The organism is Enterobacter cloacae complex sp. 277I4 (assembly GCF_050031465.1).
In the GTDB taxonomy this organism is placed as follows: domain Bacteria; phylum Pseudomonadota; class Gammaproteobacteria; order Enterobacterales; family Enterobacteriaceae; genus Enterobacter; species Enterobacter cloacae.
On sequence record NZ_JBLGWC010000001.1, the window covers coordinates 2,952,027 to 2,968,127 of the forward strand.

The following is a 16,101-nucleotide window of genomic DNA, read 5'->3' on the forward strand; positions in this document are numbered from 1 at the left end:
AAATTACGCGTCTTTCGTTTTCAGCGACGGCAGTTTAGATACCAGACGCAGAGAAACGGTCAGACCTTCCAGCTGGTAGTGCGGACGCAGGAAGAACTTCGCGGCGTAGTAGCCCGGGTTGTCTTCAATTTCCTGCACCTGGACTTCTGCAGCGGCCAGTGGCTTGCGGGACTTGGTCTCCTGAGAGGAGTTGGCCGGGTCACCGTCCACGTAGTTCATGACCCAGTCGTTCAGCCAGCGTTCCATCTCTTCGCGCTCGCGGAAGGAGCCGATTTTGTCACGCACGATGCACTTCAGGTAATGCGCAAAGCGGCAGCAGGCGAACAGGTACGGCAGACGGGAGGCCAGACGCGCGTTGGCGGTGGCATCCGGGTCGTGGTACTCGGCCGGTTTTTGCAGCGACTGCGCGCCAATGAAGGCAGCAAAGTCGGAGTTTTTGCGGTGAACCAGCGGCATAAAGCCGTTTTTCGCCAGCTCGGCTTCGCGACGGTCGCTGATGGCGATCTCGGTCGGACATTTCATGTCCACACCGCCGTCGTCGCTCGGGAAGGTATGGCACGGCAGGTTTTCAACCGCCCCGCCGGACTCCACGCCGCGAATTGAGGTGCACCAGCCGTACTCTTTGAAAGAGCGGTTGATGTTGGCCGCCATCGCGTAAGCGGCATTCGCCCAGGCGTAGCTGTTGTGGTTTGCGCCGTCGGTCTGCTCTTCAAAGTCAAAGCTGTCGACCGGGTTAGTACGAATGCCGTAAGGCAGGCGCGACAGGAAGCGCGGCATCACCAGGCCCAGATAGCGGGCATCTTCCGATTCACGCAGTGAACGCCAGGCGGCATATTCGGTGTTCTGGAAGATTTTGGTCAGATCGCGTGGGTTAGCCAGCTCCTGCCATGACTCCATCTGCATCACGCCCGGTGCGGTACCGGTGATGAACGGACAGTGAGCCGCAGAGCCGATACGCGCCATTTCACCCAGCAGTTCAACGTCCTGCGGGCTGTGGTCAAAGTAGTAGTCGCCGACGATGCAGCCAAACGGCTCACCACCAAACTGACCGTACTCCTGCTCGTAGATTTTCTTGAAGATCGGGCTCTGATCCCAGCCCACACCCTTATAGCGTTTCAGGGTACGGCCCAGTTCCTGCTTGGAGATACTCATAAAGCGGATCTTCAGCATCTCGTCGGTTTCAGTGTTGTTCACAAGATAGCTCAGACCGCGCCAGGCGCTCTCCAGCTTCTGAAACTCTTCGTGGTGAATGATCTGATTCACCTGCTGAGAGAGCTGTTCGTCGATACCCGCAATCAGGTTCTGGATGGTGCGATAGGTGTCGTTGGAGAAGGTAACGGTGTTTTCCAGCGCCTGCTGCGCCAGAGTTTTTACCGCGCTCTCGACGGCGGAACGCGCCTGGTCAGTTTTAGGACGGAACTCTTTGTTCAGCAGTGCGCTGAACTCGTCCTGACTGAACGCCTGACCTGCCTGCTGCTCGTGTTGTTGAGTCTGGTTGCTCATCGATTACTCCTCGCTACCTTTCGCACTTTCGTCATTTTTCGGCAACTGGCTCAGGGATTTGAGCAGCGTCGGATCCTGCAGAATTTTAGCGATCAGCTCTTCCGCGCCGTTTTTACCGTCCATGTAGGTCAGCAGATTGGAAAGCTGAGTACGCGCTTCCAGCAGCTTGTTCAGCGGTTCAACCTTGCGGGCCACCGCATCCGGCAGGAAGTCGTCCATGCTGTCGAAGGTCAGATCGACGTTGAGCTTGCCTTCGCCGGTGAGGGTGTTATCCACCTGGAACGCCACGCGTGGCTTAAGCGCCTTCATGCGTTCGTCAAAATTATCAATGTCGATTTCGAGGAATTTACGCTCATCGACGGCCGGCAGATTTTCCACCGGTTTGCCGACCAGATCGGCCATAACGCCCATCACGAACGGCAGCTGAATTTTACGTTCTGCACCGTAGATCTCTACGTCGTACTCGATCTGCACGCGGGGGGCACGGTTACGTGCGATAAATTTCTGCCCACTGTTACTCATTGCCATGATGTTCTCCATCAAAGATGCGCGGTGAAGGTGAAACGACAAGCTCCGTGCCCGTCGTCATAATGCCTGGACGCGTCATTCGCGGCGTCCAAAGATATTTTCCAGTTGGTTAACGCCGTCTGGCGCCAGGTCGCGAATAATGTCCATAAAGTTAAGTTCTGACAGCCGCTGCACCCGTTCAATCATCAGCGGTGCGGGGTGGCTCGGTTCGTACTGCGCAAAATACTGTTTCGCTTTCTCCAGCATCAGCTGGGCGTCGGCGCGACTGGTAACCTGCACGCTGCGCCAGTCGGTGACCTGCTGCACGGGTTGGGTGGCCACCATCTGCGGTTCAGCGTGGTGTTCCGCCTGCGCATCCCGATTGGGCAGCAGCTTGCTGATGTCGGTCACCTGACAGGCACTGGCAACCAGGCCCACGGTTTTCAGCAACTGCTCCATTTCCGGTACGCCGCTTTCACCAAGGTAACCGCTGAGCAGATCGCGAATGGCCAGCAGCCTTTCGTTAATCAGAATGACGGCCTCTGTACCTGGCTGGTCGCCGCGCGCCAGTTCGTCAATCAGTCTTGGGCGGCCGCCGGGATAATCCGGGCATTCGGTTTTGCTGCCATCCAGCAATGCCTGCGCGTCACGCAGCGAAATTTCATCGCCGTTTGAGCGCAGCAGCGAGGCGTTTCGCAGCGCGACGGTCAGGTCAGATTTATCGCTCAGCGCGGCAAGGGCGTTAATGCGATAGAACGGGTCCGTTTCGCCATACTCCTCCAGCAGTGGATAGAGCGGCTCCCAGTAGCGGGTGATCGCCTCCTGCACCAGCAGCAGACCGTCCGCGTAGCCCGGCAGCCCACGACGTCGGGTCCAGGCATGGGTTAACGCCAGCATGACGCGAAGATCTTTGGTGCGCCCCAGCAGGCTGGTGGCGAGCTTTTCTACCGTATTCCAGTCAGCGGGTTCGGCGGGAATGATCGTGTCGCCGAACTGCTGTTCCGCCTTACCCTGGCTTGCCTGTCCCATAGCCTGAAAATCGGCGTCGTACTCAAGGTTGTCGCCGCAGGGTTTTTCGGGGCTTATCGGCGCGAGAAATTCTTCGATATTCATGTGATCCCTGCTTATTCAAACATAGGCGGATAAAGACCGTGACGGCCTGGTCGGGCGCCGCCAGCCGGATCGAACAGCAGCGTAAAGAGCTGCCCGGTGAAGTTTCCGCTGTGGACGTGGGTGTAGAGCGGGTAGCCGTCGCAGCGGTTGGTCCACCAGTAGCTGGTCTGACGAAGCGGGTCAAAACACTCCGCCGCCTGAGGCCAGCCCAGCGTGCTCTGGCCGTCTTCGTCATAACCAATCACATCAAGGATGTCGGAACGCTTTTGCGGCTCGACGGGCTGCGGCGCCGGAATCGACATCAGCATCTCATCCAGCTGCGAGGCGGAAAAACTGTTGCGCACCGCATGCAACCCGAGACGGCCAATCTGCTGATACCAACTTTCAGCCTGGCTGAGCAGGTTGGTCGACCACTCTGACGGGGCGAAGCTCAGTTGAATGCAGATCGGGTACTGTCGGCCCACGCTGTCGCGGCCCGGCAGCAGGCAGCCCATCTGGATCATCTGGCTGCCCAGCATCGGCGGGACAACAAAGTTCCACACCGGCGCCTTGTTAAACTGGCGTTCGCCGCTGCGCTGCTCTTCCTGTTGCCAGGCCAGCAGGCCGACCTGAAACCAGTGTGACCACTGACGCTGTAGGGTGTCAGGAAAGCGACGCTGCAAAAAATCTCCGGCGCTGGGTAATTTGCCATACCAGCTGTAGCGGTTCATCGCAGGGGTATTCGTCATACGGCTGTCCTTGCGGTTATGGGCATGAGAAACGAGGAAGCTGGAACGGATTGCGAATGCTGTTCGGCGCAAACTCCAGCGTGACCTGATGGCCATCGACGTTGAACGTGGCCTGACGGCTCAGACTACCTGCCCCAGGGCTGGTGCGCGCTTTATCGAAGAAGCGGTTCAGGGCCCAGGCGCCGTTGGTTACCAGCGTCGCGGTGCTGCCGTTGGCCAGCCCCAGCTGCATACGCACCTGGTTGGTGCCGCCCGGCCCTGGCCAGTTCATGATCTGCACCGCCTGTGGACCGTGGCTGTAACGCAGCAGTTGGCCGTCAACGTCCAGCGTCAGGTTAAGAATGGTGTTATCCATCCGCACGGTACGCACCGTCACCTTGAAAGAGGGGGTCGTCGCACCGTTAGCAAAGAAGGCATCGCGAATGGACTGGGCCTGCTGGAACGGTCGCAGCAGTCCTTCACTTCCCGGCAGCGTTTTCCCGTCGATCCCCGGCATAAAGCGCCAGTTCGCCTGAGTGGTATCCACTTTGTTGGTCAGGTTGTCGCGAAAGAAGGTGTCCATCAGCCCGGTACCCGGCGCAAACATGCGTGCCAGATCGTCCGGCGTCACCTCGGTGCTGGCGCTGCGCACCAGCGGGTAGCGACCGGCAATTGCCTGACGGCAGAAACCACCCACTTCGACGTTAATGCGCTTACGGACGTTTTCCAGATCGCGACGCTGGGTATCACTGCTGGCCCCCACCGCCATGTTGCTGAACATGGTTTGCAGCCCGCCCGGCAGACGCCCGGCGCTGGCCTGCAGACGGCTGATTGCTTCACCACCCGGGGCTGGCATGCCGCTGTTGGCAGCGTCCTGCACCGCGGTCAGGTAACGATACAGCTCATCCACCTGCTTGAGGAAATCATCAAAGACGATGGTCTTACCGCCCTTCTCCAGCGGCTGAGCCAGCTCGATCATTGGCGCGTAATGGTCGGTCACCAGCTGTTCAGGTGCCTGCGTCACTACTGCCCCCTGCGTCGGAGCATTGTCGTTATTGCTGAACAGCGCTTCTAGGGTACGGGTGGCGCGGTTACTCTGGTCTTGCGCTTTCCCCGCGTCCTCCGGCGCTGGCGCGTTGCGCGACAGCGTCAGCACCTGACTCAGGTTCTGCACCAGACGGCGCAGCGGCGAGTTTGCGCCGGAGAGCAGGCGCGCCGTGTTGATGCGCTGCGAGAGATCGGCGCTGTTGTTAAGCTGAATGTCAGCGAGGAAACGATCCCAGTTTGCGATAAAGTCGCGCATGTAGAGCTGACGCACGGCGTTATCGATCTGCTGCTTGTCTTCCCCGGAGGTGGTCGCGCCCAGCACCCAGGCATCATCTTCGTGCAGCGCCGTGGTCACGCTGTCAATCTGGCTGTTAAAGCTCTTCCAGTAGCCGTCCGGGGTGTAGAGCCCAGGCACGCCTTCGCTCACCGGTTTGCCGCTTTTGCGTGAGAACACCAGTTCGCTCTGCGGGCCACCCAGGTCGGACAGGGAGACCGGCTTCAGGTTGTCGTCATGCTCCAGCAGACGCTTCAGACGCCCATACACGCGGGTGGAGAGCGGCTGCTGGTTGATTAGCGCCCTCTCGCGGGCCACCAGCGCTTCGTCCTGGGCATACGGCGAGGCCTGAATTTTTGGCTCCAGCAGCTGCGTCAGGTGCCACTCCAGCTGTTGCAGCTGCGCCTGCGTCACGTTCTGCGGCAGATTGCGCTGCAAATTGAGCATCACCCAGGAATGCAGGAATTTGCCGTCGTAGTGTTTAGGCTGATACAGCATCTGGTAGGCTTTCAGCGCCTCGTAGCTGTATTCCACGTCGCTGCCGTTGTCGTTGCGCAGCCAGGTGGTGATATGCATCGCCACGGCGGGCAGCAGCATCTGATCCAGCGCTTTCTGATACAGCGACTGGGAAGCATCGCTGACGTCATCCCCACGATAGAGTCCCATACGGCGGGAGACCGGCGGGTCGTTGACATCGAAGGCCTCGCTTTTCGGCAGATCGACCAGGCTGTTCAGCAGCGGCAGGAGCGCGAACAGATCGCGCTGAGGCTGATTCTGTAACGCTTTACTCTGCTGCTCCAGCTGCGGGACTTTAGCGTCCACCTCTTCCAGATAGGCCTTATTTTTGGCATAGCTGGTCAGCCACAGTCCGCCGAGGATCACCAGCAGCGCCAGCAGCGCCGCGTATCCGGACCAAATCACCGCGCGGTTGCGCAGTTCCCACCAGCGGTTTTCACCGGCAATACCGGCTTCCTGGAAAATGACGTTTTGCAGCAGGTTTTTAATGAAGAAGCTCTGCCCTTTTGCACCGGGGATCGGCGCCTCTTTACTGACCGAATCCCACTTCTCTGCCTCTGCCCCTTCCGGCAGTGACAGGGCGCGGTTCAGTTCACCCATGACGCGGTCGAACGGCATGCCTTCCTGGGTGCCGCTGGCGAAGTATATTCCGCGTGGGGAGAACTCGGTCTCAAAGTTAGAGCGGGCAAAGACCGTGCTCAGGTAGTCTGCCAGCAGCGGGCGCAGCGCCGCGAACTCCTGCGGGAAGAGATACGCTTCGGCACGGGTTTTGGCGTCATGCTCTTTCAGCATGGTCTCCGGCAGCCCGGCGTCCAGACGCTGCTGCAACAGCGAGAACTCCTGGTGGAAGTTCCCCATCAGGTCGAAATCGGCGTGTTTGGTCTGTTCCCACGGCAGCGTGAAGCCCCAAATCTGATCGCGCTGCGCTTTGTCGTAGTCAGCAAACCAGGCTCGGAAGCCTTTAAGCAGGTCCGCCTTGGTCACCATCACGTAAACCGGGAAGCGGATACCCAGCTGTTCATGCAGCTCAGACAGCCGCTGGCGCAGGTTGACCGCCTGCTGGCGCGCCGCCTCCGGGGAGAGCGTCAGCAGATCGGAAATGCTGATGGTGATAATGACGCCGTTAATAGGCTGGCGGCGGCGATACTTACGCAGCAGGCCGATAAATTCCAGCCACTCCCCGGCATCCTGAACCTGCTCGCTCTCCTGTGTGGTGTAGCGGCCCGCAGTGTCCAGCAGGACGGCTTCGTTAGTGAACCACCAGTCGCAGTTGCGGGTGCCGCCAATGCCGCGCAGAGCGGTTTTACCGAAGCGATCCGCCAGCGGGAATTGCAGGCCGGAATTGACCAGCGCCGTGGTTTTACCGGCGCCCGGTGCGCCGATAATGACGTACCACGGCAGTTGGTAGAGATATTGCGTACTGAAGCGCTGCGTCCACTGGGCACCGTGTCCCGCTTTGCTGAAGTGGGCTTTTTTCAGCATTTGCGCCGCTTCATCAAAACGTCCGGCGAGGATCTGCTCCTCGCTGTTCAGCCGCTTCTGGGGATCGGCCGCGTCCGGTTTGGCGGTGTTTTCATTGAGCTTGTCCATCAGCTTGCGGTTCAGCCAGGCGTTGTAGAGCCGCGGCAGAATATGCCCCTGCGCCCAGAGCAGATAAACCACCGCAATACTGATGATGCGGTTTTGTTCAGATTCGAGCGGGCGGGTATCCACGATGGATAACAGCGGACCAATCATCCAGATCACCGCCGACAGCGCGGTAACGCCCAGGAAGCTCCACAGAATGCGATTGGTCAGTATGGAAAGAAGAGTCGTCAGCATCCTTAGTTTCCTTGCGGCAATCCGTTCAGCTCAGCCTGCGTATTTTCAGGCGACACCAGCAGAGTTATTTCCACACGGCGGTTACGGGCGCGGTTTTCAGGCGTATTGTTTGGCGCCACAGGATTGATCTCTCCCCGCCCTTCCGCTTTCACGCGGTCAGGCTGCGAGAGGCTTCCCTGCAACATTTTTTGCACGGACCGGGCGCGATCCAAAGAGAGTTCATAGTTGGAGGCGAAGCGCGCACTGCGAATTGGCACGTTATCGCTGTAGCCCACCACCAGAATTTTGCCGCTGACGTTGTTCATCGCCTGGGCAATCCGGTTGATAACCGGCTCATAGCGGTCACGCACCACGGTAGAGGCAGAAGCAAAAAGCCCGTCTCCTTTCAGGATCACCACGCTGCGATCCGCTTCATCCTTCACCGCCACCAGACCGGCGTCGATTTCCGGCTTCAGGAAGCCACGCAGGTTGAGCACCGCAGGCAGTTGACGCGCAGGTTGCTGAATGGTGGTTTCAGGCAGCTGAGACTGATAAATCTTCGCCAGCACCGGGTTGGTGTTGTCGCCAAGACGCCAGTTGAGAATGATGTAGAACAGGCAGGCGATAAACCCGGCCAGCGCGACACAGGCCCACAGCGGCACCATCGGCCGCCACAGCTTGCGCAGCACGGGACGATCTTCCGGGTGTGGAGAGAGCGGTGCCGGATAGCTGCCGCGCACGCCACGGATCATCTGCCACAGCCGCTGCTTGATGGTTTCCAGCTGGGTGCGGCCATTATCCAGAACCCGATAGCGCCCTTCGAAACCGAGCAGCAGGCAGTAGTTGATCATCTCCAGCAGGAGGATATGTTCACGCGGGTTCTGCGACAGACGCGCCAGCAGCTGGAAGAACTTTTCGCCGCCCCAGGTTTCGTTATGAAACGTGACCAGCAGACCATTGCTTGACCAGACACCGCTGCTGCCCCAGGGGGTCAGCGCCGCGGCTTCATCCAGCGCCGTACAGAGGCAATAGCGCGCCCCGACGATCACCTCATACGCCAGCCCTGCCTGCTGGCAGCGGACTTCAAAACGGCGAATCTCGTCGATCAGACGCTGGCGCAGTGCCACCTGATCGTCATGAGACACCGAATGACGGATTTGCGGAATCGCGTTGAGCAGCGGATTGGCGGCCGCCACCAGCTGATTGTTGCTACTGGCTCCGGTAAACGCGGCATCACTGCCGGTATCCTGTCGTTCCTGCATATTTAGCGCTCGCTTTATTATTCAGTCGGGCTACGGATGGCCCAAAACTCCATATCAAGACCCGGGAACTCCCCTGCGAGATGCAGGGCGAATGCACCGGACTTATCCATCTCGTGCCACAGCTCGCTGCCCTTCTCCAGCTCAAAGTAGCTGTAGCCCGCATGCCATGGGATTTGCGGCGGCGCAACCGGCATGGCGCGCAGCATGATGCCCGGCAGCTGTAACTGAACCAGATCGCGGATTTTCGACACCGGCGCGACTTTCATCTGGGCAGGGAAATGGGTTTGCAGGTGTTCGCCCGGCACGTTGGCTTTGACCGCCAGGACGAAGCCGAACTCGCGCACCATGCTGGTCTCCGGCACCGTGGCGATGTTCAGGCCATGGGAGCGCTCGTTCAGCGGCAGCTGAATGGCCTGATCTTCCATCACCAGCGACAGCCCCTGACGCAGCATCAGCATCAGCTTGCTGAAGCATCCCGCAAGGTCGTCGTGATCGTAAATCGGCAGCACGCTTTCGGCGGTGCGTTGCGAGGTCCAGGTGGCAAGCTCCGTGGCAAACGGCAGCCAGCTGCGCCAGAGCGTTTCCGGGTGCAGTAGCGGGAGCGTTTTTAAATGGGAGACTTCGCCCAGGTGACGGTTAACCAGCGACAGCAGCGTAAATTCGATCAGCTCTGAGGTGTTAAAGCGGCCAGGCTGGCGCAAACGCCCCCCAATCTGCTGGCTGCGCTGCACCAGCAAGCCGTGGAGATCGTTGACCATGCTGTAAAGTTGCGGGCTGTTGCAGGCGTTCAGCATCGGCGGAATGTAGCTGCTATCCAGACGCACATGGTTGTCGTTGCGCTTTTCCGCGACAAACGCGATGCCAATCGCCGTCCATTCGGCCGTCAGATCTTTTTCCAGCATCAGGGTCAGACGTAAACGGCCAAACTGCACCGTGGCATCCCCCACCGACATGGCGTTATCGTCTTCCACCTCCTGTTCGAAGGCGATAAAACGCGCCAGTGACGCGGGCTCTTCGCTGAAAATAACCTCTTCACGCTCTCCCCTACGTACCGGCAGCGCGAGCACCACCTTTTCGTTGGTGAGATTGTCAGGAATTTTCAGCGGGGCTGGGCCATTGCGCCCATTGCGAACCTGGAAAAACGTACCGTCGGGTAGCACACCGCTGGCATAGCTCAGGGCAATGCAGCCCTGGCGAAGCATCGCTTCGTCCAGTTCAACATCGAGGAAGCCCCAAAGATACGATCGCTGCAGCGCACCCCATTCCCGAACGTGGTTGAGCAGATAACTTTCTGTCCGTTGAAAATGGTGTGGACGCAGGAACATGCCTTCGGTCCAGACGACCTTCTCTGCTTTGGTCATGATAGGTTTCCTGTTTTTAAGCGCGTTACTGGCTGATGACCCGGATGCCATTTATGTCGAGAAAGACATTGGCCTGGAGTTCATCGGATGACCATTTCCAGAACTGGTAGAGATGGTTTTCGCCCGGAACAGGCAGTGGGAGTGAGACACGCCATTTCTTTCCATCCAGCATCTGATATTCGGCCATAACACCGATATAGCGCGCCTCGGGTGAGCTTTGTCCGCTAAGGGTTTTCGAAAGCTGGCCCGGCATCAGGAAGAAAACATCGCTGTTCAGCAGATTCGCGCCAAGCGTGGCTGACGCGTTGTTCTGCAGGGAATAGAAGTCACTGGACATGAAATCCGCATCGGACTTCAACAGCAGCACTCTGACTTTAAGCGGCGCAGAATCATTGATTTGTGGATGAGCCTGAAACTGCAGATTGTAGCGGGAGGGGTCGCTGTGTGAAGACGACGAACAACCACTGACCAGGGCGAATATCACCGCGTAAAAGACGAACCACAGCTTATGAAAATTTTTATTATTCATAAAAATACGCTCAGAAAAGCCGTTTAGTTCAGGATCCAGGTACCGTTAGCGCTGTCTTTGCAGGCTTTGCTGTTACCATCGACATCGACACAGGTCGCTTTTTTACGCGCCTTAGGACGAATAGCCTGTTTACGCACGGTGGCTTCGTACTGATCGGCTTTGATTACCGCACGCATTGGAACGTAACCAATCAGCTGGTCTTGTCCTTCATCGGCAAGCGCCATCCAGTAGTGTTCAACCTGCCCCAGCACCACGTAGGTTTTACCGGTGACAAGCGTACTGACCACTTTCCCACCGAAATCAGGGCGGCTCATCAGGGAGGCCGGATACATGGCACGGTATGGCTCGTTAACCTGAGTGAACTCAGCAGGAGGCGTGATGGCATGACGGTGGGTTAAGGTGACGCCGTTGACCTGGCTGGTCACGATCGTATCGTCGGTGATCACAGGTTTCTGCGGCGCTTTACAGCCCGCCACCGCCATTACAAACAGAAGTGAAAACAATACGCGCATTTTCATATGCTTTTCCGTAGCGATATTTCGATGATGAGATAAAGGGGATGAAGTTTGACTTAAGTGCTATCGTTAAAATAGCCAGGATATTTTCGGGGCGTTACTATTATTCGGGCATAGCTACCGCACGAGCCCTTCAGAATAAGGCCCAGCGTCTTCCTGACATATTTTGACAAACGGTAAACAAGTTTACATGAGCTTGTCACCAATTCAATATTTCCTTCCTCACAACTGCTGCTTAATGAAGCACCCGACTCATTATAGGATTAATCTGAGAAAAAAAGCTTACTTTGCTGAATTTGTCTTATTATTACGCGTTCCTCTAACACAAACCATTGATTGAGAAACAAAAAAATCAAAAGAGAACCATTGTCATTAACGCAATACTGCTATTATCGCCACTACCATAATTAGTAGAATGGGGATTTTTTCAGGGGGAGTATGAATATATCTTCCATGAATTATTTGTTGCATTGATAGCGTATCTTTAATAGCGATGACTTTTCCGCCCTGAATTAAGACAATTCATAGACGATGAAAAAAATTAATTTTACGGCGCAAAATAACCTGGTGCCTTTAATCCCTTAGAGGCACGATTTACACCACCCGCAGTGAATTAACAGTTAAGCAGGACTACATCTTTATTCCCCGGCGCATTGTTCACTTTATCGCCTTCAGCATCGTCGGGTAAATATATTGCAGGTTCCCCTGCCCGCCTTTCATTTGAAAATTTTACTGTCACTAACATTGTCGCTTTCACGCCACCCTGGTCAGGACACATTATCGACATGATAAAAATTTGTTATGATTTCTTTAATTTTTCTCAGCCGCATCATGCACGACCGGCGGTTTAACAGGGTAATCTGGAATGAATAACAAACGACGTGCCGTTCCCGGCATCAGACCTTACGACGGCCCTGCAGGCGGCTGGGGAGCATTAAAAGCGACGGCAATTGCCGTGCGAACACAGATGGATGCCCTGGATGCTCCCGCCACGCTGTTGCGCACCAACCAGCCTGACGGCTTCGACTGCCCGGGCTGCGCGTGGCCAGACAAAGAGCATAAATCCACATTTCAGTTCTGCGAGAACGGGGCAAAAGCGGTCACCTGGGAAGCCACCAGCAAACGGGTGACCCCTGAGTTCCTCGCTCATAACACCGTTACGTCGTTACTGGCAAAATCTGACTTTGAGCTGGAAGGATACGGGCGCCTGACCCATCCCCTGCGCTATGACCAGGCAAGTGATACCTTCCGCCCCGTTGAGTGGGAGGATGCCTTCGAACGCATCGGCGAGGTTCTGCGTGGGCTTGAACCAGACCAGGTTGAGTTTTATACCTCCGGTCGCGCCTCCAACGAAGCGGCCTGGCTGTTCCAGCTTTTTGCCCGTGAGTACGGAACCAATAATTTTCCCGACTGCTCCAACATGTGTCACGAAGCCACCAGCGTCGGTTTACCGCGCTCTATTGGTATCGGAAAAGGCACCGTCTCGCTGGACGATTTTGACAAGACGGAGCTGGTGATCTCCATCGGGCATAATCCCGGCACCAACCATCCGCGTATGATGGGCACTCTGCATGAACTGGCCCGCCGCGGCGTGCCGAGCATCGTCCTGAACCCGCTGCGCGAGCGCGCGCTGGAACGGTTTGCCGATCCCCAGAGCGTGATTGAGATGGCGACCTACAGCTCTACCGACATCGCCTCTACCTACTTTCAGGTTAAAGCCGGGGGCGATGCCGCCGCGCTAAAAGGCATCGCCAAACACCTGCTGCAAATGGAAGCCGGGCGCGGCAACGTGCTCGACCACGCGTTTATCGCTGAACACACACAGGGCTTTGAAGACTTTGCGGCAGACATTGCGCAAACGAGCTGGGACGCCATTGAGCGCGAGTCCGGGCTGAGCCAGGCGGCGCTGAAACAGGTTGCCGATGCCTACGCGAAATCGAATGCCACCATCATTACCTACGGCATGGGCATTACGCAGCATAATAAAGGGACTTCCAACGTCCGCCTGATCGCCGATGTGCTGCTGCTGCGCGGCAATATAGGAAAGCCCGGTGCGGGGATCTGTCCGCTGCGCGGCCACTCTAACGTTCAGGGAAACCGTACCGTCGGGATAAGCGAGAAACCAACTCCGGCATTTCTGAACCGTCTTAAGGAGGTGTTTGGCTTTGAGCCGCCCTCTCACCATGGCCATGACGCAGTACAGGCAACCCAGGCCATGATTGACGGTCGTGCCAGAGCGCTTATCTGCCTCGGCGGCAACTTCGCGGTGGCGATGCCCGATCACGAAAACGGCTTCCCGGCGATGAGTAAGCTGGATCTGAGCGTGCACGTTGGCACCAAGCTGAACCGTACGCACCTGCTGGTGGGTAAAGAGACCTTCATTCTCCCCTGCCTTGGTCGCACGGAACTGGATATGCAGGCCAGCGGACGTCAGTCCATTACCGTTGAAGATTCCATGTCGATGGTTCATGCCTCCTCAGGCAAGCTGAAACCCGCCTCTCCTCTGCTTCGCGCCGAACCGGCTATTGTGGCCGGCATGGCGAAAGCAACCCTGAAGACAACCCGCGTGGACTGGATGCACCTGGTTGCGGATTACGATCGCATTCGCGATCTGATTGAGCAGACCATTCCGGGCTTTGAGGACTATAACGCGCGGATCCGGGTACCCGGTGGATTCCGTATGCCGCTGCCGCCCACGAAACGTATCTGGCCGACGGCGACAGGCAAAGCGATGTTCTCGGTATTTGAAGGGGTCAATGAGGATGCCAGCGGTGAAGGCGATAACGTCCTGCGTCTGATCACGCTGCGCAGTCACGACCAGTACAACACCACGATTTACGCTCTCGACGACCGCTACCGGGGCGTCTTTGGCCGTCGCGACGTGCTGTTTATGAATGAAGCGGATATGGCGCAGTCAGGACTGGAGCACGGCGACCGGGTGGATATCGAAACCGCCCTGCCAGGCAGCGCTCAGCGTCTGGAGGATATCACTGTGGTGGCATATGCCATCGCCCCGGGCTCGGTCGGGGCCTACTATCCTGAGGCTAACGTACTGGTTCCGCTCGACTATCTGGATAAAGAGAGCGGCACGCCGTCGTATAAATCGGTGCCTGTCCGCCTCACCCTGCGCTCGAAAGAGATCCGTCCGCTGTAATCCCGGTTAACACAGACCAGGCCTCACGCGCCACGACGCTAAACCCGCCGATAAACAGCGCATCACACACGCCCCGGTATTCCGGGGCGCTCACCAGCGTGGTTAGCGCATCACGGATGGCATAAAGCGTTTCGGGGGTGGTGTCGGACGCAGTGATCAGCGGCAGTCCTGGCGTGAGGGGCGTCTGGTCAATCACAGTTAGCCCCGCCAGCAGGGTCGGTTCATGCCGTTGCAACAGCGCATACGTCACGCAGTCGATCGCCGCGATATCCCCTCCCCCACGTTTTACTTCGATCAGCGACTGGCGATGGCTGCCGCTAAAGATAACCTCTGAGAACCAGGCGTTTAACGCACGTGACGGCACGCGGTTGCGCAGCGCATTGTAGCCGGACTGGGAATCGGGCGCGTTACATACCACCCGCCGTCCGCGAAAATCAGCCAGCGTGCGGTGCTTATCCTCATCACGTACCACCAGAAAACTACGGTAGTGAATGCCTTCGCAGCCCGGTACCCGGTAGTGAAAACAGCCGACGACCTGCACCTCCGGCAGTTGTGTCATGAGCGGGTAGCCGCAGGTCTGGCTCAGGATAAGATTAGGCTGCTGCCAGTGTGCCAGCAGGTCAGGCTCAGGCCTGCCGGGAATAAGCTCCTCCACCGGCAGACCACGCGCCACCAGCAGACGCTGGACGGCCCGCCACAGGGCAAGAGTATCGGTACTATCCACCGCATACATCGGAAACGCCAGCCGGTTACTCATGTCCTTCCTCCTGTTGACGCCTTGGATGTACGGTGACGTCCACCGACGTTTTCCAGAACCGTCGCATCCATTCGCCATACCCTCTCACCAGAAACCCGTGGTTACGCTCCCGGTACGCCTGCTTGTTTTGCAGGTAGATCGTCTTAAGCCCGTACCAGGGCACGCCGGGTAAATCGTGATGTACTGAATGGTAGTTAAGATTTAAAAACAGCACGCGCCAGAACAAGCCTGCTTCGTTAATCACCGAACGCGCCAGCGGGTCGTCCGCCGCGCGATGTTCCAGAAAAGAGCGTACTTTTGTCAGCGCCAGCGCCGGGTAGCTTACCGCCAGCACAAACCAGAGCGGAGAGAAACCGTTGTGCATCATCCAAGTAAAAAGCAGCGCCAATAACGCTATATGCACAAGCCACATCACCATCGCCCGCAGTTGAAGATGGCGAAACGCCGCCACCGCGCTGCCCAGCGTCTGGAGAATATCCAGCAGCGGCGCCAGCAACAGTCGCCCGGTAAAGGTGTTTCGGGCGTGGATCACCCGCTTCTGCCAGGGCGACAATCGCGCCCAGCTCGCCTGCGTAAAGTAATATGACTCCGGGTCATCCACCGGAATGGTGAGATGGTCGTGACGATGGTGGGCCAGATGAGAATCCCTGTACAGGCCATACGGATACCAGACCGCCAGCGGCAGCGTGCCAAATAACTGGTTCAGCCACACGAAACGCGTGGGATGGCCGTGGATCAATTCATGCTGAAGGGACATATACCAGGCGGTAAACCCAATCAGCAACAGCGTGGCAGGCAGCAGACCGAGGGTGTGCCAGAATGCCAGCGTCGAGAACCAGCCGCCATAAATGGTGGCGATCAACAGCCACGTGGGCAGTTCGGTTCGCCAGAGAAACCCCGAGGCGAGATGGTGAATTTGGTCGCGTTGCTGCGGATGTAAATAGAGGGAGCTTCGTTTACCCATTCCTTCAGAGCCGTTTCGCCAGAGATAATATGCTGACGATCCGGGATAACGCCTGAAATAACAAAGAACTTAAATCACTTTGCTTTGCCAGA

General features: G+C 57.5%; 12 protein-coding genes. 1 reads left to right on the forward strand and 11 read right to left on the reverse strand.

All coding sequences use genetic code 11. The annotated features are described in order from the left end of the window. Positions 1-3: 3 nt before the first annotated feature. The 9 genes from tssC to ACQG19_RS14375 form a co-directional block, all read right to left on the reverse strand. Positions 4-1,503 (reverse strand): type VI secretion system contractile sheath large subunit, encoded by a 1,500-nt coding sequence (gene tssC / locus ACQG19_RS14335; RefSeq protein WP_013096181.1) that lies wholly within the window; start codon positions 1,501-1,503, stop codon positions 4-6. 3 nt (positions 1,504-1,506) lie between these two features. Continuing rightward, complete coding sequence (gene tssB / locus ACQG19_RS14340) at positions 1,507-2,031, reverse strand: type VI secretion system contractile sheath small subunit (RefSeq protein WP_008502644.1); 525 nt, start codon at positions 2,029-2,031, stop codon at positions 1,507-1,509. Between the two features lie 75 nt (positions 2,032-2,106). Continuing rightward, positions 2,107-3,123, reverse strand: a complete 1,017-nt coding sequence (gene tssA / locus ACQG19_RS14345) for a type VI secretion system protein TssA (RefSeq protein WP_038419870.1) — start codon at positions 3,121-3,123, stop codon at positions 2,107-2,109. 11 nt (positions 3,124-3,134) lie between these two features. Then, the gene (gene tagF, locus ACQG19_RS14350) at positions 3,135-3,851 is read right to left on the reverse strand and encodes a type VI secretion system-associated protein TagF (RefSeq protein WP_013096179.1); all 717 of its coding nucleotides are present in this window, start codon (positions 3,849-3,851) and stop codon (positions 3,135-3,137) included. 16 nt (positions 3,852-3,867) lie between these two features. After that, positions 3,868-7,488: a type VI secretion system membrane subunit TssM gene (tssM, locus tag ACQG19_RS14355; protein ID WP_061771443.1), complete on the reverse strand. Its 3,621-nt coding sequence runs from the start codon at positions 7,486-7,488 to the stop codon at positions 3,868-3,870. A 2-nt stretch (positions 7,489-7,490) separates the two neighbouring features. After that, positions 7,491-8,729, reverse strand: a complete 1,239-nt coding sequence (locus ACQG19_RS14360; protein WP_013096177.1) for a DotU family type VI secretion system protein — start codon at positions 8,727-8,729, stop codon at positions 7,491-7,493. Between the two features lie 17 nt (positions 8,730-8,746). Next, the gene (tssK, locus tag ACQG19_RS14365) at positions 8,747-10,090 is read right to left on the reverse strand and encodes a type VI secretion system baseplate subunit TssK (RefSeq protein ID WP_013096176.1); all 1,344 of its coding nucleotides are present in this window, start codon (positions 10,088-10,090) and stop codon (positions 8,747-8,749) included. Positions 10,091-10,115: 25 nt separating this feature from the next. Further along, on the reverse strand, positions 10,116-10,619 hold the full coding sequence (gene tssJ, locus ACQG19_RS14370; RefSeq protein WP_013096175.1) for a type VI secretion system lipoprotein TssJ: 504 nt from the start codon (positions 10,617-10,619) through the stop codon (positions 10,116-10,118). 23 nt (positions 10,620-10,642) lie between these two features. Then, on the reverse strand, positions 10,643-11,137 hold the full coding sequence (locus ACQG19_RS14375; protein WP_013096174.1) for a hypothetical protein: 495 nt from the start codon (positions 11,135-11,137) through the stop codon (positions 10,643-10,645). Positions 11,138-11,999: 862 nt separating this feature from the next. Here ACQG19_RS14375 and ACQG19_RS14380 point away from each other — a divergent pair. Continuing rightward, on the forward strand, positions 12,000-14,288 hold the full coding sequence (locus ACQG19_RS14380; RefSeq protein WP_246932650.1) for an FdhF/YdeP family oxidoreductase: 2,289 nt from the start codon (positions 12,000-12,002) through the stop codon (positions 14,286-14,288). Here the strand turns inward: ACQG19_RS14380 and ACQG19_RS14385 are convergent. Together ACQG19_RS14385 and ACQG19_RS14390 are read right to left on the reverse strand one after the other, a co-directional pair. Continuing rightward, positions 14,254-15,045, reverse strand: a complete 792-nt coding sequence (locus ACQG19_RS14385) for a phosphate/phosphite/phosphonate ABC transporter substrate-binding protein (protein WP_246932652.1) — start codon at positions 15,043-15,045, stop codon at positions 14,254-14,256. The two genes, ACQG19_RS14380 and ACQG19_RS14385, sit on opposite strands and share 35 nt — an antisense overlap. Continuing rightward, positions 15,038-16,009 (reverse strand): fatty acid desaturase, encoded by a 972-nt coding sequence (locus ACQG19_RS14390; RefSeq protein WP_246932654.1) that lies wholly within the window; start codon positions 16,007-16,009, stop codon positions 15,038-15,040. The genes ACQG19_RS14385 and ACQG19_RS14390 overlap by 8 nt, the downstream gene beginning before the upstream one ends. Positions 16,010-16,101: the final 92 nt, after the last annotated feature.

Coding starts and splice junctions, on each gene's coding strand:
- tssC (WP_013096181.1), bottom strand. CDS start 1,503: ATGAGCAACCAGACTCAACAACACGAGCAGCAGGCAGGTCAGGCGTTC.
- tssB (WP_008502644.1), bottom strand. CDS start 2,031: ATGGCAATGAGTAACAGTGGGCAGAAATTTATCGCACGTAACCGTGCC.
- tssA (WP_038419870.1), bottom strand. CDS start 3,123: ATGAATATCGAAGAATTTCTCGCGCCGATAAGCCCCGAAAAACCCTGC.
- tagF (WP_013096179.1), bottom strand. CDS start 3,851: ATGACGAATACCCCTGCGATGAACCGCTACAGCTGGTATGGCAAATTA.
- tssM (WP_061771443.1), bottom strand. CDS start 7,488: ATGCTGACGACTCTTCTTTCCATACTGACCAATCGCATTCTGTGGAGC.
- ACQG19_RS14360 (WP_013096177.1), bottom strand. CDS start 8,729: ATGCAGGAACGACAGGATACCGGCAGTGATGCCGCGTTTACCGGAGCC.
- tssK (WP_013096176.1), bottom strand. CDS start 10,090: ATGACCAAAGCAGAGAAGGTCGTCTGGACCGAAGGCATGTTCCTGCGT.
- tssJ (WP_013096175.1), bottom strand. CDS start 10,619: ATGAATAATAAAAATTTTCATAAGCTGTGGTTCGTCTTTTACGCGGTG.
- ACQG19_RS14375 (WP_013096174.1), bottom strand. CDS start 11,137: ATGAAAATGCGCGTATTGTTTTCACTTCTGTTTGTAATGGCGGTGGCG.
- ACQG19_RS14380 (WP_246932650.1), top strand. CDS start 12,000: ATGAATAACAAACGACGTGCCGTTCCCGGCATCAGACCTTACGACGGC.
- ACQG19_RS14385 (WP_246932652.1), bottom strand. CDS start 15,045: ATGAGTAACCGGCTGGCGTTTCCGATGTATGCGGTGGATAGTACCGAT.
- ACQG19_RS14390 (WP_246932654.1), bottom strand. CDS start 16,009: ATGGGTAAACGAAGCTCCCTCTATTTACATCCGCAGCAACGCGACCAA.